The organism is Mycobacterium sp. NGS50 (assembly GCF_059812545.1).
In genome coordinates this window covers 24,495-49,334 of the sequence record NZ_JCALCW010000039.1, presented here as the reverse complement: position 1 = coordinate 49,334, position 24,840 = coordinate 24,495, and the positions used below count along the sequence as shown (strand labels likewise).

The window sequence follows — 24,840 nt, the reverse complement described above, 5'->3', positions numbered from 1 at the left end:
GCCCGAATCGCGGCGTGGATTCACACTCGACGCGCACGGCCGCCCGTCGGTCAGCAGAATTCGACTGAGACGGCGCCGATCCCGGCCAGTTCGGCCCGGAACCGATCACCGGCGGCGACGTCGACGGCCCGGGTGCACGAACCGGACAGGATCGTGTGGCCGGCCTCCAGCTGCACGCCCGACCGCGCCACGGTACGCGCCAGCCAGGCCACCGCAGCGACCGGGTTTCCCTGCACCGCAGCGGTGTTACCGCGGGTGACCACCACTTCGCGCCAGCGGTAGCCGGAGTAGAGGACCGCGTCGATGTCGGCCAGGTCCAGGGCCCGCGGTGCGCAGCGCTGGGCACCCAGCACAAAACGCGCAGCGGACGCGTTGTCGGCGATGGTGTCGACGATGCCGATGCGCCAATCCTCGATTCGGCTGTCGATCAACTCGATCGACGCCGTGACGTAGTCGGTGGCGTCCAGCACATCGCGCTCGGTGCAATCATGGCCGGGCAGTGAGTCTCCCAGCACGAAGGCAACCTCGACTTCGATGCGGGGTTGGTAGAGCCCGGATAGATTCACCGTGTCGCCGTCGTCGGCCATCATGTCGGTCAGCAGGTGGCCGTAACCCGGCTCGTAGACCCCCATCATCTGCTGCATGACCGGGGATGACAGGCCCACTTTGTGCCCGCAGATCACCGAACCGGCATCCACTCTGCGCGCGATGTTGCGTCGTTGAATCGCATACGCGTCGTCGACATCCAGATCTGGAAACGCATTGTGAATCGGCGCGATCGGACGGCACAGCCGTTCGGCCCGCCACAACATGGTTGCCGCCGCGGCGCGTTCGGACACCTCAGCGATACTGATCACTGGCGACACGATTGTTCTCCCCTGCACGGTCAGTGGATCAAGCTTGCGAGGCGGGACGACACCGTTCAACTGGCAGTCCCGCTCAGCGGTACGCGGATTGCACTCGTGCGGCTAGGCGGACAGGACCTCCGCGATATCGGCCCACAGCGTCTGCCGGGCCCGCTGGGTCAGCTGCAGCATCGGCATGGTCAGGAACCCGTGAATCCCGCCCGGGTAGGCCCGATGCGTGGTTGCGACACCTGTTGTTGCCAGGGCCTGCGCATAGGCCTCGCCTTCGGAGCTCAACGGGTCGCAGCCCGCAGTGACCACCACCGCCGGCGGCAGCCCGGCACCTACGTCCTGGATCGGGGAGGCGTACCGGTGGCCGCGGTCGGCAACCGTCGGCAGGTACTGCTCCCAATACCAGGCCATGGCCGCGGCGGTGTTGTAGAAGCCTTCCCCATACCGCCGGTAGGACTCGGTGGCGAAGTCCGCCGCGATCACCGGGTACAGCAGTGCCTGGCAGGCGATATCCGGTCCACCACGGTCGCGGGCCATCACCGCGGTGACCGCGGCCAGGTTCCCGCCGGCGCTGTCCCCCGCGACCACCAGCCGGGCCGGATCAGCACCCAACTCCTCGGCGTTACGCGCCACCCAGGTGGTGGCCGCGTACACATCGTCGGCGGCCGCTGGCCAGCGCGCCTCCGGGGCGAGGCGATAGTCCACCGATACCACCACCGCGCCGAGTCCGTTGGTCATGGCGCGGCACAGTCCGTCGTGGGAGTCCAGGTCGCAGAACACGAACCCGCCGCCGTGTGCGAACACCACCACCGGAAGCGCGCCGTCGGGCCGCTCGGCCGGCCAGTAGACGCGGACCGGGATTTCGCCGTCCGGCCCCGGCAGGGTGCGCTGCTCGACGACGCACGGTTCGGGGTCCTGCACCGGTTGCAGGCGAGCGCGGATCGCTGCCCGCGCCTCGGCGCCCGTCATCGTTTCGACCTGCGGGAACCCCGCTGTGAGCACCGGGAGTAGCTCGGCGATCTCGGGGTCGACGCTCACGCGCTGACCATACTCGGGTCCCCGGATACCGCGGTCACCTTCTGCCCGGCGCGCAGGAAACTTCCGGTACGCCGAGCGCCCAGGGTACTGGTCGGTTGACCGGCATCAACCACAGTCTGACCCCCGATCAGAACGGTCCGTACCGCGTCGTCGTTGCGGTTGACCATGCGGGACAGGCCGCCGTACTGGTCGACGACGTCTTCGGCGTACTCGGTCAGAGACTCGTCGAGCCTCGCCGGGTCCAGCACGAAAAGGTCTGCCCGGTCGCCGATTCGGAGATGGCCGGCGTCGATCTGATACCAGTCGGCGAGTTCTCCGGTCAGCCGGTGCACTGCCTGCTCGATGGTCATGAACGCCTGGCCCGTCTGCTGCGCCTCGAGCACATGCCGCAGCAGCCGGAGGCCGAAGTTGTAGAACGCCATGTTGCGCAGGTGCGCGCCGGCGTCGGAGAACCCCAGCTGGATTCCGGGGTCGGCGGCCAGCTTCTTGAGCACCTCCGGACGGTGGTTGGAGATCGTTGTGCGCCAACGCAGCTCGCGGCCATACTCAAGCACCAGATCGAGGAAGGCGTCCACCGGGTGCAGGCCGCCGCGCAGCTCACCGACCTGGCCGAACGACTTTCCGACGATCGACGTGTCCGGACAGGCCACGATCTGGGCGTCGAAGAAGTCCCGATGCCAGACCCGGATGCCGAACTTGCTGTCGTATTGCTTGCGGAATTTGCGGCGGTACCTCTCGTCGCGCAGCAACTGGTTGCGCTCGACCTCGTCACGCAGGTGCAACGCCGCGGCACCAGCACCGAACTCCTCGAACACCACCAGGTCGATGCCGTCGGCATAAACCTCGAACGGCACCGGCAGGTGTTGCCAACGGAAGTCGCCACCCAGCCTGTTGATGACCCGGGCCAGCGGGCCCATCATCGCGATCGCGTACGGATTGGCCTTGATGTCGGCCGCCGACAGCAGCGACGTCTTGAGCCGCCTGCGCAGCAAGCCCAGCGACTGCGCGGCCTGGGACGCCAGGTTCAGCGGGTTCTGGATGTCCGGGCCGGACTGCAGGGCCCGACCTCGTTTGCGCAGTTGCGATTTCAGCCTGCGCAGTTCACGCGCACCGGCATAGGTGGACGGCAGGGTGCGGGAGCGGCAGATCTCGCCGTCGATCTTGTCGAACAACAACTGCTGAGACGACATACCGACGAAGCCGGCGTCCAAAGCCTCGGTCAGCCACTGCTGCATCTGCTGTTGTTCGGCGTGGGTCGGCCGCTCCCCTTTGCGGGTCGCACGGTCCAGGCCCATGGCGGCGGCGCGCATATCTGAATGACCGATGAAGGAGGCGACGTTGGGGCCCAGCGGCAGCGCCTCGAGGGCGGCCACGTAGCCGCGCGCATCCGACCAGGTCTTGTTCTCATCGACGGCGGTGATCACGTGTTCGCGCGGGATGGCCTCGACACGGCCGAACAGGTCTCCGGCGTTGGTTCCGTCGACGTGCACCACCGACAGCGAGCACGAACCGAGCATCACGGTGGTGACACCGTGCCGCACCGATTCCGACAACCCGGGCCCGCCCAGCACTTCGACGTCGTAGTGGGTATGGATGTCGAGCAGGCCCGGCAGCACCCATTTGCCCGTCGCGTCGAGCACCTGTGGGCAGCCGGTCTCGTCCAGGCGTTCCGGGGTGATCGCGGCGACGCGCCCGCCGCGGATGCCGATGTTGCGGATCGCCGCGGGCGCACCCGTCCCGTCGAACCACAGTCCGTTGGTGATGATCGTGTCGTATGCCACCAAAACTCCTCTTATTCGGCGGGATTCATCCGCAGGGCCGGCAGGACGTAGCGCCGGAAGTGCCGGCGCAGCGCGGCCGGGTCATCGGGGTTCAGGAAGTTGCCGGGCACGCTGCCGAGGCTGATCATCACGCGGGCGATCCACTCGCTGGCCTCGCCCATATCGGTGTTCTTGTGGATGTCGCCGCGGTCGAGCGCCGCCTGCACATACGGGCGCCAGAAGCCGGCCAGATCGGGCACCAGGCCCAGGACACCGGCGCCCGCGCAGGCCGCGAACTCCTCGGGCTCGCTGGTCCGCAGTCGCATCAGCAGGGTGCCCGGGTCGTCGTAGGCGCGCCGGCCGATCTTCACCCCGGCGACGAGCTGGTCCTCGAAGCCGTCGATCGCCGAGATCTCGGCGGACGCCTGTTCCCAGCTGGTTTCGACCAGCCGCACGATCGCCGCACCGACCAGGGCCGGCTTGTCGGGATAGTGGCGGTACAGCCAGGACCTCGACACCCCCGCCAGCTCGGCGACGTCGATCATGGTGGTGGCACGGATTCCCTTGGCGAGCAGCGATTTCTCGGTGGCGTCCAGCAGTCGGTCGGCTACCGACGCGGCGGCATCAGCCGGCCGGTACCTGACCTCCGCGGTATTGCCCACGGCCCACCTCCGCCTGCCCGGTCTCACTAGCCGAAGTCAACCTAGCAACGTCAGTGGACAGATTGCAAGATGTGTTCACTCGACCGGGTCAGGCGGGGTCGGCGCGTTTATGGGTTGGACGGCGACAACCAGGGCTGCAGTTCCGGGGGTAGGTCGCCGGCGCCGTAGACACCCGCAAAGCGCTCAGCAAACAGCCAGCCCTCCGGGGTTTTCACCAGGTGGTCCAGGTAACCGCCGATGCCGGCGGGCTCACCATTGAGCATTGTCTGAACCGGCGTGAACGCCACGATCGTGTCGGGTCCGGTGCGCACCATGAGCGTGTCTTCGGCAATATGCACCCGCGTTCCGTGTTCAACGACCTGCATCAAATTGTCGTGACCGGTGATCGTATAAACCGGCGCATTCGGGTCAGAGCTGGTCACGTATTTGAATACGCCATCGGGCGTGAACAACGAAGCCCAGGCGTCGGCGTGTTTGTAGTCATGGTAAAGGTCGTATTTCGCCATGAGGTCGTTAACTTCGGCGCGGTCCACCCCGAGCACGGCTTGATAGTTCGCGCCGGTGCCGTCGTCGTGCGATCCGCCGGTGCCGGCATTGCCGACCGCGCCGTTTTCGCCATTGGTGCCGTTGTCACCGCTGGCCGTGCCTCCGGCGCCACCCTGGCCACCGCTGCCCTCCAGCGAGTTGTAGCCGACGACGTTACCGCCCGCGCCACCGTCACCGCCGGCACCACCGGTGCCGTTGTCGGCGTCGGAGTCGCCGCCGGCACCGCCATTTCCGCCGTGGCCGCCGGTTCCAAAGGCGCCCGCGTTGGCCAGACCTTGGCCGCCGGCGCCGCCGTCACCGCCGGCGCCGCCGATGCCGTCGCCGCCCGCGGCGCCTCCGCTGCCGCCATCGCCGCCGTTGCCCCCGGTGAAGCCCGACCCGCCAGCCCCGCCGAAGCCGCCGGCACCGGCGCTGCTACCGGTGCCCCCGGTACCTCCGATGCCGCCGTTTGCGCCATTGGCCAGGAAGTTGGCGGCTGCGGCGCTGCCACCGGCGCCGCCGGCGCCGCCGTCTCCACCGGCTCCCTGAGCGCCGTCGTGGCCTGCGGATCCGAAGTGCGCGAGCACCGTACCCGCCTGACCGCCGGCGCCGCCAACACCACCGGTGCCGCCGTCGCCGCCAACCGTGGGCAGGCCGGTGATGGTGCCGTGCGCGTCGAGAGTTCCGTTGGCGCCGCTGCCGCCCGCTCCACCCACGCCGCCGACACCGCCGCTGCCGCCGCTGCCGGCGTCGCCGATGATCGATCCACCGTTTCCGCCGGCGCCGTCTACACCACCATTGCCGGCGTTACCGCCGTCACCGCCGGCGACTCCGAGAGCGCTGCCGACAAAAATCTCACCTGGCGTGCCGTCGGCTCCGCTCAGGCCCGTGCCGCCGCTACCACCGTGACCGCCGATCCCACCGGCGCCGAAGAAGTGCGCGTCGCCGCCGGCGCCACCCGTACCACCGAGATGCGCCACCAGGCCGCCAGTACCCGACGTATCGGCCCAGCCCTGGCCGCCGGCCCCACCAGCGCCTCCGTCTCCGAGCAGCCAGCCGCCTGTTCCACCGGCGCCGCCGGCTGAAGCCTCGACCGTGTTGGTTCCGCTGAAGTCGGCGTCGAGGCCGGCGCCGCCGGTTCCTCCGTTGCCGAACAGTCCGGCGTCACCGCCGGCAGCGGCGGCGAGCAGTTGGCCATCATGGAAGGCGGCGGCGGCACCGTCTCCGCCGTCCCCGAATAGGAAGCCCCCGTCGCTGAGATCGCCAAAGAGGCCAGATGACCCGAAGAGTGAGGCGTTGGTTCCGGCGAAGTCGTCGACGCCGTTTCCGATCAGAACCCGGCCGAACAGGTCGACGAACGGGGTGTTGATCGCGTTGAGGAACGCCGCGTTAGCCGGGTCGGTGATGAAATCCTGCATTTGGGCATGCGCGGTGGCGTAGAACGCGTCAAACTGACCGGCCCAGTCGAGCTGACCGGTCAGGTCGATACCTTCGGCAGGAAGAGCGACGCCGTCTCCTGCCGAACTCGCGTCGAACAGATCGGCCAGCCAGTCGAAATCCGCCTGCGCGGTGGGCGCCGTCGCCAGCGGTGCCATCCCGAATGTCAAGAACGCTCCCACCGCGGTCGCTCCGACGATCATTCGATGCCGCGGGCCATAACTATTCGAAGTCATGCCGCCAGTTCGAACCGCATGCGCAGCGGGCACGGTTCGGTTTTGGCTGCTGCGGTCCAGCTTCTTTTCGGTCATTCGAGCCCCTTTTTCGGGTTCGCGGAAGCCTGATGGCCCCTTTGGCGAACTTTTGGCGAATGTAACCTGCCTCACATTCCACCAAAGTGGACAATGCGTCGCCGTTGCGCGCTACACAGCGTCTCGCTAGCTGGGACATTCGGGGCGCGTCCCAGCTGGCAAACCCTCTAGAACACGGTGTTCAGCAAATATCCCGGGAGGATGCTTCATCCTGGCTGACAAGCTCCAGCGGCGCGGCGCGACGCTTCAAGGCCAGCCCACCCTCGAACGGCCGGTAGGCGAACGCGGCCGGGGCCCGATAGCCGGTGTCCTGCAGCGGGGTGCGCACTTCGGCGACCGTCGGCCCGACCGCTGCGGCGATCGGCACCAGGGCATCCAGGTCGAACCGGTAGAGCCGGGCGGCGTTGCCGGCCAGAATCTTGCGGCAGACCTCGACCGGCTGGTCGTGCAGAGCCCAGCGGATCGCCAGCTTGGAGTGCGGCGCGAAACCCTCTTCATGCGGGTAATCGCTGCCCCACATGATGTGATCGGCCCCCATCAGGTCGATCATCGAGGACTCGTAGGGCGTGAGTTCGCTTGCCAGATAGCAGTTTCGCTGGGTGTACTCAGTCGGGGTCATGGTCAGCTCATCGACCGATGATCCGCCGAACATCCCGTAGGTGCGGTTGCCCGCCTCCGATTTCATCACCGGCACCATGGCGTCGAGAACGGCGAGTTGCGGAGGCACCCACAAGGTTCCCTGCTCGGTCGGTACGAAACGCAACCTCGGGTGCCGTTCGAACACCCCGGCCAGGATCAGGTGCCCGAGGGTGCGTTGCGCCCAGATCGCCATCTCGGTGACCAGCACCGCGTTGGATGCGGGCTGGTCCATCGGCATGCTGGGGCTGCCCGCACCCGCGTGCTGCACGACGGTCAGGTCGAGGTCTTCGCACAGCGCCCAGATCGGTTCGTAGCGGGTATGAAAAAGCGGCGCGACATTTGGGTCGCCGGGCGACACCGCGGGCAACAGCACGCCGCCGAAGCAGTCTTGCTCACTGCCCCAGCGAATTTCGTTCAGCGCCGCGTCCACGTCGTTGGGGAATATCTGGATCAAGCCGCGGCGCCGGGCCGGGGCGAGCGAACAGAAGTCGATCTGCCAGCGGTTGTGTGCCTGCACGCCGGCCCAGCGCTGCTCGAATTCGTGGCGGGTGCGCGGGAGGCTGATGGTGATGTTGGGGGTGGCGGGGAAGAACGGGGGCACCGTGTTGGGAAGCAACACCTCGGCGGCGACCCCGTCGGCGTCCATGTCGGCGATGCGCAGCTCGTGGTCCCAGTTCCGGTCGGCGGTGGCGGTGACCAGATCGTCGAACGGGCTGGCGTAGCTTTGCGCCCACGCGTCGAATTCGTCGTGCAGGACGGTCGGCAGGTACGGCTTGTAGTCGAGAAGGTCGGCCCCGGCATGGGTGTCGGTGGAAATGACTACGTAGCGGTCAATGGTGTTCCAGGCTGTCATGACATCTCCTGCCGGTTGCGGTCTAGCCCAGTATGGTCACATCCCCGCGGCAATGATGCTCGGATGCGACCAGTCCGGCGGTTCGGCCGGCGGCATCTCGGTGCGACCGTCGAGGCTCATCACCCGCAGCCGGTGATGGTGCGGCCAGTGCATGGAGAACGCGACCTGCCCGGTTCGCTGCTCGGCCGGCAGATGACACATCGCCAGCACCGTCTCGGCCAGATACGCCACGTCCTCGGTCTGGTAGCCCTCCGGGATGAGGTCGGCGGCTCCGGGCGTGCGGATCGCGGTCGAGGGTCCGACGATGTTCACCGCGATGTTGTCGTTGATGAGCTCGGCGGCGAGTCCCTGGGTGAAACGGTGCAGCGCCGCCTTGACCGACGCGTAGAGCACGTCACCGCCGGCCTTGGCGACGTCGGGATACGGGTGCCGGGGCGGCAGTGCAGTCACCGACCCGATGTTGACGATCCAGCCTTCGCCGGCTTCTTTCATCCCGGGGATGGCCGCGCGGCACAGATCGAATGGCGCACGCAGATAGTGGGTGACGGTGCGCTCGAATGTGTCGGCGGACATCTCATCGATCCGCGCGTAGTCGGCGAAACCGGCGTTGTTGACCAGGATGTCCAGGTGGCCGCCCCCGGCGGCCTCGGCGGCGCGCGCCACCAGGCTGGCCCGCTGGGCTGGATCCTCGAGGTCGGCGGCGACGATGCGGGCCTGGCCCCCCGCGTCCTGGATCAGCGCAACCGTCTCCTCCAGTGTGCCGGCGATGTGCCGCACCGCGCCGAAACGGGTGCCGGCGGTCGGTGCGCTGGTCGATCGGGCACTGACGACCACGGTGGCACCCGCGGCGGCCAGGCGCTGGGCGATGGCGCGGCCGATGCCGCGGCTCGCGCCGGTGACCAGGGCGGTGCGTCCGGCCAGATCGGGTGGGCTTTCTCTCACTCGATGACCGCCGGTCCGTCGATGGCGCAGAAGGTGTGGACCAGCTGGGTGTCGACGAGCCATTCGGGGTATTCGGGATCGAACCAGCGCTCGACGTGTGCCCAGTGGACGGGGTGCATCATGTACGCGCCGTGCAGGCCGGACAGCTCGGCGTATTCCTGTTCCCAGACGTGGGTCCAGTTTCGGGTGCCGGCCGTCTCGTCGGGTTGGGTCAGCTGCCAGCGGCGGATGGTGCGGACCCGTGACGGCATGGCCCGGGTGTGGCGGGCGAAAGCATCCAGGCGTTCGGCGGTGGGATCGACGTTCGCACAGAACAGCGCCACCCGATAGACCCCTCCCCCGCCGCCGGGTCCGCCGGTCGTGCCGGGACCGAACCCGACGTGTTCGACGTGGGAGACACGAGCACGATCGTCGAGCACGCCGCTGACCGCGCGGCCCGCGTCGCTGACGGTCGCCCGACGGGCGGCGTCCTTGTCGTCGAAGGTGCGCCGCACGATCAGGTCGCCACCGTTGTAGGTGCCGTCGAGGGTGGGTGCGATCACGCCGCCACGCAGGCCGGGCAGCCCTGCCACCGCTCGCCGCAGCGCATCGGTCGTCTCGTCGCGGCCGGTGTCGGTCAAGGTGACGACGTCCAGCAGGCTATACATCGTCCAGCGTTTCCAACACGTCGGCGTCGGCCAGCGTTGCCCGCCGCCGGTGCTCGATCATCGACGGCGCCTGTTGCTGCCACCACTGCACGACGGCCGGGTCTCGGCGCAGTGCATGTTTGGCTTGCCAGATTGCGTCGGGATCCGGTGCAGCCCAGAGGAACAGGATTCGATTCGGCTCGTCGTCCAGCCACATCGCCGGCTCGACCAACTCGTGCACCAGCCGCAGTCCGCACTGTTGCACGACGGGCACGTAGCGTTCGTGATAGGCGGCCAGGAAAGCGGGGCCCTGCCCGGCGGAGACGGTGACGTCGTCGAGCACCCAGATGGGGCCCGGGCTACTCATCCCCCGAGCTCCGGGTCGACAACGAGGACGAGTTTGCCGCGGACGTGGCCGTCCTGAACACGGCGATGCGCATCAGCGACCTGATCGAGCGGCATCGTCGTGATCTCGGGTGCGACAAGCTGTCCGTCGGCCAACAGGCCGATCAGGGCCCGCAGTTGCCGCCCCTGCCGCAGATGGTTGGAGATCGTGGGTATCACGGTGACGCCCAGTTCCTCGGCGCGGGCCGGATCGCACTGCGGCTCATCGGCGATCAGCGTGCCGATCGGCGCGACGATGCCCCCGCGCTTGACCGCTTCGATCGCGTTGATCAGTGTGCCCTGCCCGACGGTGTCCACCACCAGATCCACCCCGTCGGGCGCCCACTCCCTGGTCGCCTGCACGACGTCCTGGGTGTGGTAGTCGATGACCTGCTCGGCTCCGAGCTTGCGGACATAGTCGGCGTTGCGTGGGCTGCAGGTGGTGGCCACCGTGGCGCCCGCGATCCCGGCGAGCTGGATGGCGTAACTGCCGGTCCCGCCGGCGCCACCGTGAACGAGCACACGCTTGCCCGGACCGGCTTGTCCGACGTCCATGACCGCCTCGTAGGCCGTGATCGCGGCGGTCGGAATCGCCGCGGCCTGGGCGAACGGCACGTGGTCCGGCAGTTTGACCACCCGGTCGACATCGGAGGCAACGAATTCGGCGTAGCTTCCGTTCTCGCCGAGCCCCTGGTTGGTGGAGGTTACGACCCGGTCGCCGACGGCCAGCCCGGTTACCCCCTCGCCGATCTCGGCGACCACGCCGGCCGCGTCGAAACCGAGAACGAAGGGGAAGTGGTAGTCGAAGAAGCTCGACAGCCAGCCCTCGCGCGCCTTCCAGTCGGCCGGGTTCACCGCGCAGTAGGCGACTTGGATCACGGCATTGCCCGGCCGTGCTGTCGGTCGTTCGATGGTCGCTTCACGCAGCACCTCGGGGCCGCCGAAGCCGTCGATCACCATGGCGCGCATCAGTGTTGACATTCCACTTCTTTCTCTAGTCGCGCGGGGTCACGGTTGCATGGCGGCGGGCATCTCGCCGCCGGACCAGTCGTGGCCCCAGTAGCTGTCGGCGCTGATCTCCTCGGCCGTGTAGAACGTCTCGTCGACCTTCATGCCGTCCGTTCCGAACTCCACATCCCAGCCGCCTGGTGCCCGCACGTAGAACGACACCATCTTGTCGTTGGTGTGCCTGCCCAGCGTGGACGACAACGAGAACCCGTGCTTCCCAACGCGGTCCAGTGCCTGGCCGACCGCATCGAGGGTGTCGACTTCGACCATGATGTGGATCAGCCCGGGCGCGCCACCGCGCGGTACCGGGCACAGCGCGAGGCTGTGGTGACGCTCGTTTGTGCCGAGGAACCGGATGCGCAGCGGACCGTACTCCGGCGGAGCCGGCAGCCGCATGGCGCCGCGCGGCAGGAATCCGAGCACGTCGGTGTAGAACCGGAACGCGCCTTGCGGGTCGGTGGTCGGTAACACCACATGACCCAATCCCTGTGCAGCGGTGACGAAACGAGCACCGAACGGGGTGACGAGCGGGCTGTGGTCGAGCACGGGCCCGAAGAAGACTTCGACGTTGATGCCGTTGGGGTCGGTGAATGCGATCACCTCTTCGACGCGGCGCGCATCGGCGTCGGACGTCGACAGGACGGTCACCGGGGTGCCGGCATCCTCGAGTACCGCACGTACCCGGCGCAGTGCCGCACCGTCGCGGACCTCCCAGCCGATATCGACGACTCGGTCGGTGTCGCCGGGGACCACGATGATCCGGGTGGCGCGTTCGTCCATCCGCAGGTACAGCGCGTCCGCGTCGGGGCCACTGCCCGTGGCGAATCCGAGAACGTCGAAGGCGAAGGTGCGCCAGCGGTCGATGTCGGTGGTCTGGATTTTGAGATAACCCAGTCCCTTGATGTCGGCTGCCACGTCAGATCATTTTCCGCAGCGATTCCGCCGGCTCGATGCCCAGTGATGACAGGGCTGCGGCGTGATAGACGGTGTTGGGCACGTGGATGGCGTGGTTGAGGCCCGCGTGCGCGTCCCGCCAGAACCGTTGCAGCGGCTTGTCCATCCGCAGGGCGTTGCCGCCGGAGCGGGCGAAGATCTGGTCGACGGCCATCACCGCACGCCACGCCGCCCGGATCTGGGTGCGCCGGCCAACGGCCCGCTCCTCGAAGGTGACCTCGCGGCCGGATTCGACGATGTCCCAGATCTTGTCGACGTTGGCCAGGATTTCCTGGCGGGCGGCGTTGATGTCGGCGGCCGCTTCGCCGATCGCGTAGAGGACATACGGGTCATCCTTGACCGCGGTGCCCTGGGCGCCGACCCGGTCGCGCTGGTAGTCCAGGTGCGCGGCCAGCGCACCTTCGGCGATACCGATCACCGCGGAGCTGATCCCGAGCGGGAACATCGTCGACCACGGCATCTTGAACAGGGTCTTGGTGACGCCGGCCTGGCGCTGAGCGGTTCCGTCGATCACGTGGTCACCGTTCATCACCCGGTAGTCGGGTACGAACGCGTCGCGCACGATGATGTCCTTGGAACCGGTTCCCTTCAGGCCCACCACGTTCCAGGAGTCCTCGACGATGGTGTAGTCCTTGCGGGGCAGGATCATGTGCAGCATGGCCGGCGGTGTCGCGATGTTGCCGTCGGCGTCGCCGAGCATGGCGCCCAGGAAGATCCAGTCACAGTGGTCGGTGCCGGAGCTGAACTGCCAGCGGCCGCTGAACCGGTAGCCGCCCTCGGTCGGGGTGGCGATGCCGGTGGGCGCGTACGGCGACGCCATCCAGGTGTTGTCGTCGGCGCCCCACACCTCCTGCTGCACCTTCGGGTCGGCGAAGCCGAGCTGCCAGGGGTGTACACCGACGACGCCGCAAACCCAGCCGGACGCGCCGTCCAGCGAGGCCACCGTCATCACGGTCTCGGCGAACTCGCGCGGATGCACCTCGAGTCCGCCGTATGTGCTGGGCTGCAACAGCTTCATCGTGCCGGCCAGCTTGAGCGCCTTGGCGGTCTCGTCGGGCAGCCTGCCGAGCAGTTCGGCTTCGGGCGCTTGATCGCGGAGTTGATCGGCGATCGCCATGATGTTGTCGAGCACCTGGTAGGTCATGGTCGTCCTTTGTCTGTCGGGTCGTGGGTGTCGGGTCAGCCGTTGGCGGCAGCGAGGTTGGCGGCCACTTCAGCCTCCCAGTTTTCGACGGCGCGTTCGGTGTCGATTTCGAATTCGAAACGTTGGGTCATGTCCTCGGTGACGTCCTCGATGTCCACGTAGAACTGCTGATACCAGCGGCGCATCTGGTACACCGGCCCGTCTTCCTCGGTGAGCAGCGGATTGTCGATCGTTGCCTTGTGTTTCCAGATCTCGATGTCCTGCTCGAAGCCGATCTCCACTCCCCGGGCGAATTCGGCCGCCATCTGCTCGGCCTCGGCGTCGCCAAGGCCCTCGGGCTTTTTGACCATCGCCCCGTACTGCAGCACGAACGAGTTCTGGGACACCGGATAGTGGCAGTTGATCAGGATCGTCTCGACCATCGTGCCGTGGGCCTCCACCCAGAGCTTGTCGATCATGTACGACGGCCCGAAGTAGGAGGCGTCCGAGCGCAGCGTGGAGTTCGGGTCCCCGTAGCTGGTGCCGACGACGATGTCCTTGCGTGGCGTCGACCGCATGTACTGGGTGGCGACGTGGCCCTCGAACACGTTCTTGAAGAAGCGCGGCATGTTGTAGTGGACATAGAAGAAGTGCGCCATGTCGACGTTGTTGTCGATGATCTCCCGCGGGTGGGAGCCCTCGACGAGCATCGAGTTCCAGGTCCATTCGGTCCACTCTGGGGTGCCGAAGCCCTCGATGACCGGAATCGTCACCTCGTCGTTGGGCTGGCTGCCCTGCGGGTCGTGCCAGATGAACAGCTGGCCGTTGCGCTCCAAGGTCGGCCAGGAGCGGGTGCGGGCCACCCGGGGTACACGCTTGGCGTAGGGGATTGCGGTGCATTTGCCGTCGCCGCCCCAGCGCCAGTCGTGGAACGGGCAGGCGATGGAGTCACCCTTGACGGTGCCCTGGGTGAGGTTGCCGCCCATGTGCCGGCAGTATCCGTCGAGCACATGGAGTTCATCGTCGGACTCCGATGCGAAGACGACCAGTGTGGTGCCGAATGCGTCGATGCGGTGGGGCTGACCGTCCCGAAACGATTTCGCCAGGCCCAGGCAATGCCAGCCGCGGGCGAACCGGGCGGGTGGGCCGTCCGCCTCGATCTGCCGGATTTCCCTGTTGTCCTGCCGGGATTGGCTCTCGCCGCAAGGATTCCCCATTGAATTCTCCATCCGTCAACGCCCGTGGTGTTGCTGTCGATGGTGCGCCCGCAGGGAAATGGCAGCGAGGCGTTGTCTCGGTGAGTGGACAAGTTCCTCGGAACGGTCCCGCTGCTAGAGCGCCAGCAGCGCGTTGACCACCTGGGGCGGCAACGAGGTGTTGACGCACTGCAGATCGTTCAACGGCCCTTTGAGCGCGCGGAGCTCGTTGGCCACATCCGGGTGGTCGGCGAAATAGTCCATGTACGCCGCGTTGGCGTTGCCCGGCGATTGGGTGTTGATGTCGATCAGCGACTGGTTGACGTCGGGGTGCCGGTTCAGGTACCCGTTGATCGAGTTGCTGACCGCGGCCACGGTGGCCGGGTTGCAGGGGTCGGCCGGTGGGCGGGCGCCGGCGACCGGCAGCGCGATCACCGCGGGCGCCGCCAGGCTGAGTAGCGCGCCGGCCAGTCCGCGGCGCACACCGTTGCTCGTCATGGGGCACTCCTCTGGTCGGGGGCGGACCCAGTCCAGGCTACCGACCGGCTGCGGCGGCTTGTTCGCGTTGGATTTCCAGGGCGATGTCGATGAGTTGGTCTTCTTGGCCGCCGATCAGTTTGCGTTGCCCGGCGCGGTGTAGCAGTTCGTGGGCGGGTACCCCGTAGCGCTCGCCCTGGCGCACGGCGTGTTTGAGGAAGCTGGAATACACCCCGGAATAGCCCATGATCAGCGCGTTGCGGTCCAACACACACTCGGCCGGCATCACCGGGCGCACCACCTCCTCGGCGGCATCGGCGATATCGAAGAAATCGATGCCGGTCTTGACACCGACCTTGTCGAACACCCCGATCAACGCCTCCACCGGGGCATTACCGGCCCCCGCCCCGAACCGGCGCACCGACCCATCGATCTGCTTAGCACCGGCCCGCACCGCCTCCAACGAGTTCGCCACACCCAGCCCCAGATTCTCATGCCCGTGGAACCCGACCTGGGCGTCCTCACCGAGCTCGGCGACCAACGCCTGAACCCGGTCGCGCACCCCTTCGAGCACCAGCGCACCCGCCGAATCCACCACATACACACACTGACAGCCCGCATCAGCCATGATCCGGGCCTGGCCGGCCAGCTTCTCCGGGGACACGGTATGGGCCATCATCAAAAACCCGACCGTCTCCAGACCCAGCTCCCGCGCTAACCCGAAGTGCTGGATGGAGACGTCGGCCTCGGTGCAGTGCGTCGCGATCCGGCAGATCGAGCCGCCATTGTCCTGCGCAGCTTTGATGTCCTCTTTGGTACCCACACCGGGCAGCATCAAAAACGCGATCCTGGCCTCTTTCGCGGTCTGCGCCGCCAGCTTGATCAGCTCTTGCTCGGGGGTCTTGGAGAACCCGTAATTGAAACTCGACCCGCCCAACCCATCACCGTGGGTCACCTCGATGACCGGCACCCCGGCCGCATCGATCGCCGCCACAATCGCGGCGACCTCCTCGGTGCTGAACTGGTGACGTTTGTGATGCGACCCGTCGCGCAGGCTGGTGTCGGTGATCCGCACATCCCAGATCGATGTCATGACCGTCCTCCTGTGGTAGCCGAAGCCATCTCCTTGGCGATTTCTTCGCCGACCTTGGTGGCGGCCGCGGTCATAATGTCCAGATTCCCCGCATACGGCGGCAGATAATCCCCCGCCCCCTCCACCTCGACGAACGTCGTAACGACGTGGTTGCCGCCGTTGACCACCGACGGCTCGTCGAACTGCGGCTCATTGAGCAGCCGGTAGCCCGGCACATACGTCTGCACCTGGGCGACCACCTCTTTGATCGACGCGGTGATCGCCTCCCGGTCGGCGTCCTCGGGGATCGCGCAGAAAATGGTGTCGCGCATGATCATCGGCGGATCCGCCGGATTCAAAATAATGATCGCCTTACCACGCTGCGCACCACCGATGGTCTGCACACCCGCCGAGGTGGTCTTGGTGAACTCATCGATGTTGGCGCGCGTCCCCGGCCCCGCCGACACACTGGCCACACTGGCCACGATCTCCGCATACGGCACCACCCCGCCCCGCTCGGTGACCGCCCGCGACACCGCATACACAATCGGAATCGTCGCCTGCCCCCCACAGGTGATCATGTTCACGTTCGGTGCATCCACGTGTTCGTGCAGATTCGCCGGCGGAATCACCGCCGGACCCACCGCCGCCGGCGTCAGGTCGATGGCCCGGATCCCGGCCGCCTCGTACCTCGGCGCGTACGCCTTGTGCACATAGGCGCTAGTCGCCTCAAACACAAAATCCGGCTTCTCCTCCAACGCCAACAACCAATCCGCACCCTGCGCCGAAGTCTCCAACCCCAACTTCCGCGCCCGCGCCAACCCCTCAGACTCCGGATCAATACCAATCATCCACCGCGGCTCCAACCACTGCGACCGCAACAATTTGTACAACAGATCAGTACTGATATTCCCCGACCCGACAATCGCAACCGATGCCTTTGTAGCCACAGAGACTCCTCCACACGAGATCAGCTCTAACCATGTCAGCCACCGCATCACGCCGCCTGGGCTGATTCCGCTGTGCGGGACAAACGGTCTCCCAAAATGACTCTGCGCCCACCACGCAGTTCTCGCGAACTTTTGCGTGGTGGACGCAGAGTGAATCGGGGGTTAGATCGCCGAGGCGGCGTCGGCCAACGCCGATCCGATCATGTCGCCGGCGACCGATGCCGCCGGAGCCGGGTCGAAGGCGTCCATGAGGGTGTTCCACACCTGCTGCGGGAAGGCCAGCATCTCGTTCCAGATGTCGGTGAATCCCGTGTTGAACGCATCCGTGATCTGTGTGGCGTCGGTGGTGAGCAGCGCCTGCTGAATGTGGAACATCGCCATCTGCGGCACCGTCATCAAGTCCCGGAACTCGACGAACAACTGTGTCGCGGTGTCGGCGTCCGGCTGGGCAACCCCGTCCCAGCTGACCAGGTGCCAACCGTCGGTGGGATTACCACTCAGCACCACCTGGCTCGCGTTGGTCAGCGGGTGCGTCCAGATCAGCGAGGGGTCGGGGTTGTCGACGTTCATCTGCACCCAGGCCATGATCGCCGCGCCGTGGGAGAACGCCACGTCCTGATAGGACGGGTCGTCGGCGTTGATGCTGGTGTTGTAGATGGTCTGCACGGCGTCACTGAAGCGGTCCTCGAATGCCATTCCGTTGTAGTCCGAGGAACCCAGCAGCGGCACCGAGTAGAACCCGTAGGTCCAGGCGATCGGGGCGGCCAGATAGGTGAATGCCAGGTTCTTGAACTCGTCGCCGGTCGAGACCTGGAGGCCTTCCCAGATGCCGGCTTGAATCTCGTTGAGGCCGCCCAGGTTAGTGACGTTCATCCCCATCAGGTCGGCGAACGGCGCCGCGGTCTCCTGGGTCCGGATCAGGCCCGACGCGAAGATCCCGTCCACACCGGGGTCGGTGCCACCCGGGCCGTAGATCCCGTACAGGGTCTGCCCGACGGCCTCCGCCTGCGCCTCGCCGTTGTAGGCGAACGGGTAGGGGTCGCCGGTGAGGTGCGCCCCCGGTGCCGTGGTGCCGTTGATGAGCTGCACGTTGTCGGTCGACGTCCCGTGACGGACGAACTCCAGCAGAATGTCCTGGTTCTCGTCGGCGGTGAGCTGGATATCGGCTGCCAAAACACCGGGCAACGGCGCGGTAACCGGGGTAACAGCGATCACGCCGGCACCCGCCAGGGCGACGCCGGCGGTGATCAAGGAGCGGGTGGCAAGTTGCATTGCGGTCTCCCTTAACTCTCAGGTCTGGACTGTGACTGACCTCACAGTGAGCCGTTACGTTAGTCGGCGTTACGTAATAAACCAACCGATTGTCTCAGTGAGCGAGATAACTTTTCTTTGTCCCATCTCAGGAAAACTTGATAATTATCTCACTTGCAAAATATGTTCCGGGTGGCTCGTCAGCTGCCGCGCAGCCACGGCAAATTGAGTGTCCCGGCCCGGCCGCTGACGTATTTGAGCAGGTCATCGACCTGTGGCAGCTCGATTCGCCACTGCGGCAGCAGTCCGGACCAGCGCAGCGTCTCGGCGTCGATGCCGGCGCCGGTGACCGTCAAACCCTGTGGGAGGGCCGGCAGCCGCACCGGGTACGACGGTATCCACGCCGGCAGCCGCCACGGGCGGCCCCGGATCACCAGTGCTTGCGGTTTGAACCACAGGGTGGAGCCCGCCGCCGACACGCCGACCTGCAGCGCACCCCAGCGAGGGCGTCGCGACCAGCGCAGGCGGGCGGTGCCGTCGGGTCGCAGCTCACCTTGCAGCCGCGGCACGGCTTGGTGCACCACCGCATAGACGGCTTCCGCCGACAACTCCGCGGACACGGTGACCGGGGCCGCGACCAGTACAGGCGGCATGCCCGGCCGCACATGCACGTTCTCCAATAGCGCGGTGGCGCGATCGAGGCGATGCGGGCCCCACGAGATGTCGCGGGCCGCCAGCCGGACCTCGCCGAACTGGCCGACGGCCAGTCCCCGCGGGTCCAGCGGTGAGTCGAATTCGGTGACGGTCAACGTGACATCGTGCTTGCCGACTTGCGCGGTGACCTCCCGGCCCACCAGTTGCCGTTGCAGGGTGGTGAACAGGCTCCGGTACGGGGCGGTCGCGCCGGCGGTGATCGACGGCACGCCGACCGAGGACAGCAGCGCGTTCACCACCTCCAGCGACCGGAACGGATCCTCCCAGCGCAGGTTGCGGCGGGGTGGCGGCGGCCCGGACTCGGTCATCGGCGGAGGGAGATCATCGACGTTTGGTACGACTACGTCCGCGGGCCGGCTTGGTGGCGGCCACCAGTTGGTCCAACTCGGCCGCGGCGAACGACAACACCTCCCACGGGTCCTCGACCATCGCCGGGTCGACCTGGACGCCGACATCGACGTATTCGCCGTAGCTGAACACGGTGACGTTGATGCCCATCCCCATGGTCAACGGGCCGACCGAGAAGATGTGCTCGATGCGCGCACCGGCCATGTAGAGCGGCATGGGCGGCCCGGGCACGTTGGACACGATCAGGTTGGTGGCCAGTGGAAGGCGCTTTTCCAACTTGCCCGCCCGCAGCGATCCGAACAGCGCACCCAGCAGGATCGGAGGGGCTATGTCGGTCATCCCTACCGTCTGCTTGCGCACCAGCTCTTCGGCCAGCTCCTTGGCGGTGTTCATGCCACGGTGAATCATGTTGAGCCGCTTGACCGGATCTTCGATGTCGGTTGCCAGTGACGCCACCATCGGGTGCACCAGGTTGCCCATCTCGATGTCTTCGGGCAACCGGGTGGACATCGGGACGCTGGCCAGGATGGGCTTGTCCGGCAGCTCGTCGCGCTTGGCCAGGTAGGACCGCAGCGCACCGGCGACGACACAGAGGATCACGTCGTTCACCTTGACGCCGAAGTGGTTCTTGACCAGCTTGACGTCGTCCAGCGGCAGCGAGCAGTAGGCGAACCCGCGGTGGGTTCCGATGACACCGTTGAACGCGGTCCGCGGGGCGCTCATCGGCCGTGGCGGCGGCGGATCGGCGCGCCGCTGGTGGCCGATCTGGGTAACCGCACCACTGACCGTCTGGCCGACGAACTGCACCAGCTTGGGCGCATTGCGCAGGTTCGTCACCGCACCGCGGGCCAGTAGTTCGATACCCGAGGGCGGCGCCAACGGCTTCTCGTCGGGCGGCGCCGGGCGCTCGGGCGCGTCCGCCACCACATCGCACAGCACCGAGGACAGCCCGGCACCCGAGACGCCGTCGACCATGGCGTGGTGGGTCTTGGCGATGAACGCAACCCGGCCGCCCTCAAGGCCTTCCACGTACCAGCTCTCCCACAGTGGCTGGTGCCGGTTGAGCGGGCGGGCCAGGATCTCACCGACCACCGCGGAGAGTTCCCGCTCACCGCCGGGGGCCGGCAGCGCGATGTGGTGCACGTGTTGGTCCAAGCTGAACCGGGGGTCGTCGACCCACACCGGCCGGTCCAGCTGGAACGGCACCTCTTGGATGCGGCGCTGGAACTGCGGCATGTGCGGCAGCCGGTTCTTCAGGTGATCCCGGATCGTGTGGTAGTTGAAACCCTTTGCCTCACTTGGATCTAAGATCATCAGACCCAGGGTGTGCTGGGGCCACGCAGTGCCTTCCATGGACAGGAAGAAGGCATCCATGCCCGACAGCCGGTTCACCATCATGTACTCCGTTCACCTGGGATTGTGCTGCGAACGTAACGCCGTTCCGGCACGGTTCGTGTTCCCGATCCCGATCAGTGAGACAGCAGCAAACGAGGCACCCTGCCGGTACGAGCGGAAATCCGATCAGAGCCAACGCATTCGGTCGCCGGATGGCGCCAGGACCCGACTAGGACCCGTCGTCGCCGGGCACGGCACGCAGTCCCGCAACGGTGTCCGTGAGGGTTTCGCGGGGATCGCGGTAGGCGATACCCAGGTCGCGGCGGCTGGGGGAATCGTCGGAGGCCGGCATGCCGGTGTAGTACTGCATCCCCGCCTCGCTGAACGCCGCATTGAGCGGCAGCACCCGCCCCACCCGGTCCAGCAACCACCCGGTGGCGCGCAGCATCGCGTCGGGCAGCGGAACGGAGTGCACCGCGCTTCCGGAGACATCGCTCAGAAGCGCGGCCGCCTCCCGAACGGGCAGCCGGTGACCACCGGCGGTGTAGCGGCGCGGGCCGCGGCCGGGTTCCAAAAGTGCGGCGTGCAGGGCGGCCAGGTCACGAACGTCGACCACCAGCCAAGCGGCACTGCGACCGGGAAGCGCCTTCACCTGCAGCGCGCCCCGCACGCCTTCGGCGGCTTCACCGAATTGGTTCCCGACCGGCGGCCCGAGCACCATGCCGGGATAGCTGATGATCACCGGCGCGCCGGTGTCCTGCAGGCCCCGGGCGTAGCGCTCCACCTCCGCTTTCGACCGACCGTAACCGTCGGAGCCCCCGACTACCGGTAGGTCGGCGTGAAATGTCTGCGGGCCCGGCCGGAACAACGCCGTAATGCTGGAAACGTGCACAATCGGGTCCAGACCACGGTCTGCGGCGCATCCCAAGACATTGCGGGCACCCTCGAGATTGGTGGTCATCATCCGGGCCGCCTGTTTCGGGTCGGTCCCGACCAACGCCGCGCTGTGCACGACGGCATCACACCCATCCAGTGCCCGTGCCACCGAGTCCGCGTCGGCGATGTCACCCACGGCGTAGTCCGACACATCCACACCGAGTTTGGCGACACTCGTCGTCAGGCGAGCGGGGTCACGGACCAGGAACCGTACCTCGTGCCCCGCATCGATGACCGCTTTCGCGGTCCACCCGCCGACGAATCCGGTTCCACCAGTTATTAATACACGCATGTTCACCCCTATCCGGGGTGATCGTCACATAGTTCCCCGGCCGACGGAGCGGGCCGATCCCGGCTACCGGGACACCGGCGGGCCGAGCAGGCGATCGAGCCCGCCGACCAGAAACGTGACCTGGTCGGAGTAGAAGCCGGTGAGTTCGTCGGCGGTGAGACGGGCGCCGCCCGGATTCCAGTCGTCGGCACCACTGAGCGCCTGCAGGAATCCCATCACCGCGATCGCCCAGCGTTGCGCCACCCGGTCGGGATCGGCGTGCGGGAATGCCCGACGAACCTCGTCTAGCAACCGGTCACGCAGGTGTTGCTCGGTCAACTCGAAGGCCGGGTGCCCCTGCCGGGAGAGCTGGGTGACGATCTTGATCCATCGCATGCCGCGGGTCCGCTGGCGCTGTAGCAGTCCCAGGTACGGCTCGGTGACCGCACGCACCAGCGCTTCAGTGCTCGGCGCATCCGGTAGGGCGGCCAGCGCGTCGGTGTTGACGCGGATCTGATCGCGGACTGCCGCACCCAAGTCGAGCAGGACGGCCGCGACCAGGTCGTCTTTGCTGCCGAAGTGGTAATGCACCGAGGCCGGGCCCAGCCCGGCGGCCGCATTGATCGCCCGCACCGACACCGCGTCGGCGCCGTGCTCGGCGAAGAGCCGTTCGGCTGTCTTGATCAGCCGCACGCGGGTCGCCGCACCCTGGCGATTGTTGACGGCGGCGGTCAATATTGGGTCACTCGATCGGTTTCCATATCCGGATTTGTACCGTTCTCGGCCCGGCAAAACAAGCTCAGAGCTGGAGTGTTGTCACGGGCCAAGCAGTACACCCTTGCCAATTATTGGATCACTTGATCTAATTCTGTCGTTCGCGAAGACCTGAGGAGACCGCATGTGGACCACTGACTCGATCCGGTTCGGGGCGTTCCTGGCGCCTTACCATCCGCTCAATGCCGACCCGGCCCTGCAGTTGCGACGGGACCTGGATCTGATGGAGCACCTCGACCATCTGGGGTTCGAGGAGGCGTGGATGGGCGAGCACCACTCGACCGGCGCCGAGATCGTTCCCGCCCCGGATCAGTTCATCGCCGCCGCCGCGGAACGAACCCAGCGGATCCGGTTCGGCACCGGCGTGGTGTCGCTGCCCTACCACCACCCGCTGATCACCGTCGACCGAATCACCCAGCTGGACCTGCAGACTCGCGGACGTGTCATCTTCGGGACCGGGCCGGGCAAGATTCCGCTCGACGCGCACATGATGGGCATCGACCCGTCCCAGCAGCGCCGGATGCAGGGTGAAGCGCTGGACGCCATCCTGCCGCTGCTGCGTGGCGAGGTGGTCAACATGGCGACCGACTGGTTCACCCTGCGCGACGCCCGCGCCCAGCTGCCGACCTACGACCCGGCCGGGATCGAGGTGGTGGCCGCCTCCACGATCTCGCCCAACGGGTCGGTGCTGGCCGGCAGCAACGGCCTGTCGCTGATGTCGCTGGCCGCCAGTTCCCCGGCCGGCTTCGAATCCCTCGACCGTAACTGGGAGATCTACGAGAAGGTCAGCGCCGAGCATGGGCACATCGCCGACCGGTCGAAATGGCGGCTGGTCAACCCGATGTTCCTGGCCGAAAGCGAAGCCGATGCCGAGCGGGCGGTCAGCCGCCGGATCGGCGCCATCGCCGCCTACGTCAACCGCCAGACCGGCCAGCAGCCGGACTGGGCGAACACACCCAAGGGCATCATCGATCAGTGGCGCAACGACACCATCGGCGAGTTCGGTCAGGCCATCATCGGCACCCCGGACCAGGCGATCGCCCAGATCGAGCGGCTGGTCGAGAAGACCGGCGGCTTCGGCACCCTGCTGATCCTGCACGTGGACATGGCGGACTGGGAGAACACCAAACGCAGCTACGAGCTGTTCGCCTCCGAGGTGGTTCCGCACTTCCGCAACCGCAACCGCAACCGCGAAGCCAGTCTGCAGTTCGCGCAGGACAACCGCGAACTGCTGGTCGGTCAGCTGATCGGCGCGCTGACCAAGGCGCACACCGACTACTACGGTGCGCCCGCGACGGCAGGGGCCCAGTGATGCGCGCGGCACAGTACCTCGACGACACCTTCACCGTCACCGACGTCGCCGACCCGCCGGCGCTGGCCCCACACCAGATCCGCATCGACGTGGCCGCCTGCGGGATCTGTGGCAGCGACCTGTCGATGACCAAGGACCCGTGCCGCTTCGTACAGGTGGCCCTAAACGCGGGCTATCCGCTGGCCACGTTCGATTCCGACGCGCCGGTGGTGCTCGGACACGAATACGCCGGGGTGGTGACCGAGATCGGGTCCCAGGTGATCGATTTCGCGGTCGGCGATCGGGTGGCAGGTATCGGGCTGGCCACCGACACCGCGACCGGGATCCCGACGATCATCGGGTACTCCAACACCTATCACGGGGCCTTCGGCGAGAGCATCGTCGTCGACGGCTTCTGGGTGCGTCGGGTTCCCGACGGGTTGTCGCTGGAGCACGCGACGCTGGCCGAGCCGTTGCACGTCGGCGAGATGCACGTGCAGCAGTCCGGTCTCACCGCCGACGACTCGGCGCTGGTGATCGGCTGCGGCACCATCGGGCTGGGCGCGATCGTCGCGGCCAAGGCGCACGGCGCGCGTTTCGTCATCGCCTCCGACCCGTCGCGCAAGCGCCGCGAGGTGGCGGCCGCGATGGGCGCCGACATGGTCGTCAACCCGATTGAGCAGGACCCGATCGAGCTGTGGACCCGCACGATCGCCGAGGGCAATCCGGTGGTCGGTCAGGCTGGCACCGGAATCCTGATCGCCTACGAGTGCAGCGGCCGGGCCGGCATGCTCAACGAGTTGCTGCACACCCTGCCGTTCAACTCCCGGATCCAGGTGCTGGCAGCGGGTTTCGCCGAGGAGCCGATCATTCCGGTGGTGGGCCAGTTCCGCCGGATCGCGATCAACTTCGGCCACGGCGACTACCAGGACCCCTATGACGTGACGTTGCGGCGCCTGGCCGACGGTCAGATCGACGCCGAGGCGATCATCACCGGTCGGGTCGATCTCGACGGGGTGGCCGACGCCTTCAGCACGCTGCGGGCGCCCGACGAGCACGTGAAGATCGTGGTGCTGCCGCGGGGGCCCGCCGCGGCCGGCTGAGAC

Annotated in this window: 23 protein-coding genes; 2 read left to right on the top strand and 21 right to left on the bottom strand. The window is 67.0% G+C overall.

The features are described 5' to 3' along the window. Positions 1-50: 50 nt before the first annotated feature. From AC5Y36_RS22255 to AC5Y36_RS22155, 21 genes are all read right to left on the bottom strand, one after another. Positions 51-812, bottom strand: coding sequence for a 2-keto-4-pentenoate hydratase (locus AC5Y36_RS22255; protein WP_500043137.1), 762 nt, complete (start codon positions 810-812; stop codon positions 51-53). 156 nt (positions 813-968) lie between these two features. Further along, the gene (lipP1, locus tag AC5Y36_RS22250; RefSeq protein ID WP_500043136.1) at positions 969-1,895 is read right to left on the bottom strand and encodes a LipP1 family hormone-sensitive lipase; all 927 of its coding nucleotides are present in this window, start codon (positions 1,893-1,895) and stop codon (positions 969-971) included. Beyond that, complete coding sequence (locus AC5Y36_RS22245; RefSeq protein ID WP_500043135.1) at positions 1,892-3,676, bottom strand: N-acyl-D-amino-acid deacylase family protein; 1,785 nt, start codon at positions 3,674-3,676, stop codon at positions 1,892-1,894. Before AC5Y36_RS22245 ends, lipP1 begins: the two co-directional genes overlap by 4 nt. An 11-nt stretch (positions 3,677-3,687) precedes the next feature. Further along, positions 3,688-4,317 (bottom strand): TetR/AcrR family transcriptional regulator, encoded by a 630-nt coding sequence (locus AC5Y36_RS22240; protein ID WP_500043134.1) that lies wholly within the window; start codon positions 4,315-4,317, stop codon positions 3,688-3,690. Between the two features lie 107 nt (positions 4,318-4,424). Then, positions 4,425-6,515 (bottom strand): nuclear transport factor 2 family protein, encoded by a 2,091-nt coding sequence (locus AC5Y36_RS22235; protein ID WP_500043133.1) that lies wholly within the window; start codon positions 6,513-6,515, stop codon positions 4,425-4,427. 256 nt (positions 6,516-6,771) lie between these two features. Further along, on the bottom strand, positions 6,772-8,082 hold the full coding sequence (locus AC5Y36_RS22230; protein ID WP_500043132.1) for an amidohydrolase family protein: 1,311 nt from the start codon (positions 8,080-8,082) through the stop codon (positions 6,772-6,774). Positions 8,083-8,118: 36 nt separating this feature from the next. After that, a complete protein-coding gene (locus AC5Y36_RS22225; protein ID WP_500043131.1) occupies positions 8,119-9,024 on the bottom strand; it encodes an SDR family NAD(P)-dependent oxidoreductase in 906 nt (301 codons plus the stop codon). Continuing rightward, positions 9,021-9,671, bottom strand: a complete 651-nt coding sequence (locus tag AC5Y36_RS22220; protein WP_500043130.1) for a Dabb family protein — start codon at positions 9,669-9,671, stop codon at positions 9,021-9,023. Before AC5Y36_RS22220 ends, AC5Y36_RS22225 begins: the two co-directional genes overlap by 4 nt. Next, entirely contained in the window at positions 9,664-10,017 is a 354-nt protein-coding gene (locus AC5Y36_RS22215; RefSeq protein WP_500043129.1) for a hypothetical protein, read from the bottom strand. Before AC5Y36_RS22215 ends, AC5Y36_RS22220 begins: the two co-directional genes overlap by 8 nt. Next, positions 10,014-11,015, bottom strand: coding sequence for a quinone oxidoreductase family protein (locus AC5Y36_RS22210; RefSeq protein WP_500043128.1), 1,002 nt, complete (start codon positions 11,013-11,015; stop codon positions 10,014-10,016). Before AC5Y36_RS22210 ends, AC5Y36_RS22215 begins: the two co-directional genes overlap by 4 nt. A 27-nt stretch (positions 11,016-11,042) precedes the next feature. Next, the gene (gene bphC / locus AC5Y36_RS22205) at positions 11,043-11,957 is read right to left on the bottom strand and encodes a biphenyl-2,3-diol 1,2-dioxygenase (RefSeq protein WP_500043127.1); all 915 of its coding nucleotides are present in this window, start codon (positions 11,955-11,957) and stop codon (positions 11,043-11,045) included. 1 nt (position 11,958) lies between these two features. Beyond that, positions 11,959-13,140 (bottom strand): acyl-CoA dehydrogenase family protein, encoded by a 1,182-nt coding sequence (locus tag AC5Y36_RS22200; protein WP_500043126.1) that lies wholly within the window; start codon positions 13,138-13,140, stop codon positions 11,959-11,961. A 35-nt stretch (positions 13,141-13,175) separates the two neighbouring features. Beyond that, positions 13,176-14,336 (bottom strand): 3-ketosteroid-9-alpha-monooxygenase, oxygenase component, encoded by a 1,161-nt coding sequence (locus AC5Y36_RS22195; protein ID WP_500043125.1) that lies wholly within the window; start codon positions 14,334-14,336, stop codon positions 13,176-13,178. A gap of 114 nt (positions 14,337-14,450) precedes the next feature. Then, positions 14,451-14,813, bottom strand: coding sequence for a hemophore-related protein (locus tag AC5Y36_RS22190; RefSeq protein WP_500043124.1), 363 nt, complete (start codon positions 14,811-14,813; stop codon positions 14,451-14,453). Between the two features lie 37 nt (positions 14,814-14,850). After that, a complete protein-coding gene (gene dmpG / locus AC5Y36_RS22185) occupies positions 14,851-15,885 on the bottom strand; it encodes a 4-hydroxy-2-oxovalerate aldolase (protein WP_500043123.1) in 1,035 nt (344 codons plus the stop codon). Next, positions 15,882-16,814 carry an acetaldehyde dehydrogenase (acetylating) gene (locus AC5Y36_RS22180; RefSeq protein WP_500043122.1) on the bottom strand — a complete coding sequence of 311 codons (933 nt, stop codon included), beginning with the start codon at positions 16,812-16,814 and terminating at the stop codon, positions 15,882-15,884. The genes dmpG and AC5Y36_RS22180 overlap by 4 nt, the downstream gene beginning before the upstream one ends. 162 nt (positions 16,815-16,976) lie before the next feature. After that, positions 16,977-18,086 (bottom strand): histidine phosphatase family protein, encoded by a 1,110-nt coding sequence (locus AC5Y36_RS22175; protein ID WP_500043121.1) that lies wholly within the window; start codon positions 18,084-18,086, stop codon positions 16,977-16,979. Positions 18,087-18,265: 179 nt separating this feature from the next. Next, positions 18,266-19,087, bottom strand: coding sequence for a hypothetical protein (locus tag AC5Y36_RS22170; protein ID WP_500043120.1), 822 nt, complete (start codon positions 19,085-19,087; stop codon positions 18,266-18,268). Between the two features lie 13 nt (positions 19,088-19,100). Beyond that, positions 19,101-20,522 (bottom strand): WS/DGAT/MGAT family O-acyltransferase, encoded by a 1,422-nt coding sequence (locus tag AC5Y36_RS22165; protein WP_500043119.1) that lies wholly within the window; start codon positions 20,520-20,522, stop codon positions 19,101-19,103. 169 nt (positions 20,523-20,691) lie between these two features. After that, positions 20,692-21,690 (bottom strand): NAD-dependent epimerase/dehydratase family protein, encoded by a 999-nt coding sequence (locus AC5Y36_RS22160; protein ID WP_500043117.1) that lies wholly within the window; start codon positions 21,688-21,690, stop codon positions 20,692-20,694. A 63-nt stretch (positions 21,691-21,753) separates the two neighbouring features. Then, positions 21,754-22,362, bottom strand: a complete 609-nt coding sequence (locus AC5Y36_RS22155; RefSeq protein ID WP_500043116.1) for a TetR/AcrR family transcriptional regulator — start codon at positions 22,360-22,362, stop codon at positions 21,754-21,756. A gap of 205 nt (positions 22,363-22,567) precedes the next feature. Here AC5Y36_RS22155 and AC5Y36_RS22150 point away from each other — a divergent pair, with 205 nt between their 5' ends. Both AC5Y36_RS22150 and AC5Y36_RS22145 read left to right on the top strand, forming a co-directional pair. Further along, positions 22,568-23,755 carry an LLM class flavin-dependent oxidoreductase gene (locus AC5Y36_RS22150; protein WP_500043115.1) on the top strand — a complete coding sequence of 396 codons (1,188 nt, stop codon included), beginning with the start codon at positions 22,568-22,570 and terminating at the stop codon, positions 23,753-23,755. Beyond that, complete coding sequence (locus AC5Y36_RS22145; RefSeq protein ID WP_500043114.1) at positions 23,755-24,837, top strand: alcohol dehydrogenase catalytic domain-containing protein; 1,083 nt, start codon at positions 23,755-23,757, stop codon at positions 24,835-24,837. Before AC5Y36_RS22150 ends, AC5Y36_RS22145 begins: the two co-directional genes overlap by 1 nt. Positions 24,838-24,840 lie beyond the last annotated feature (3 nt).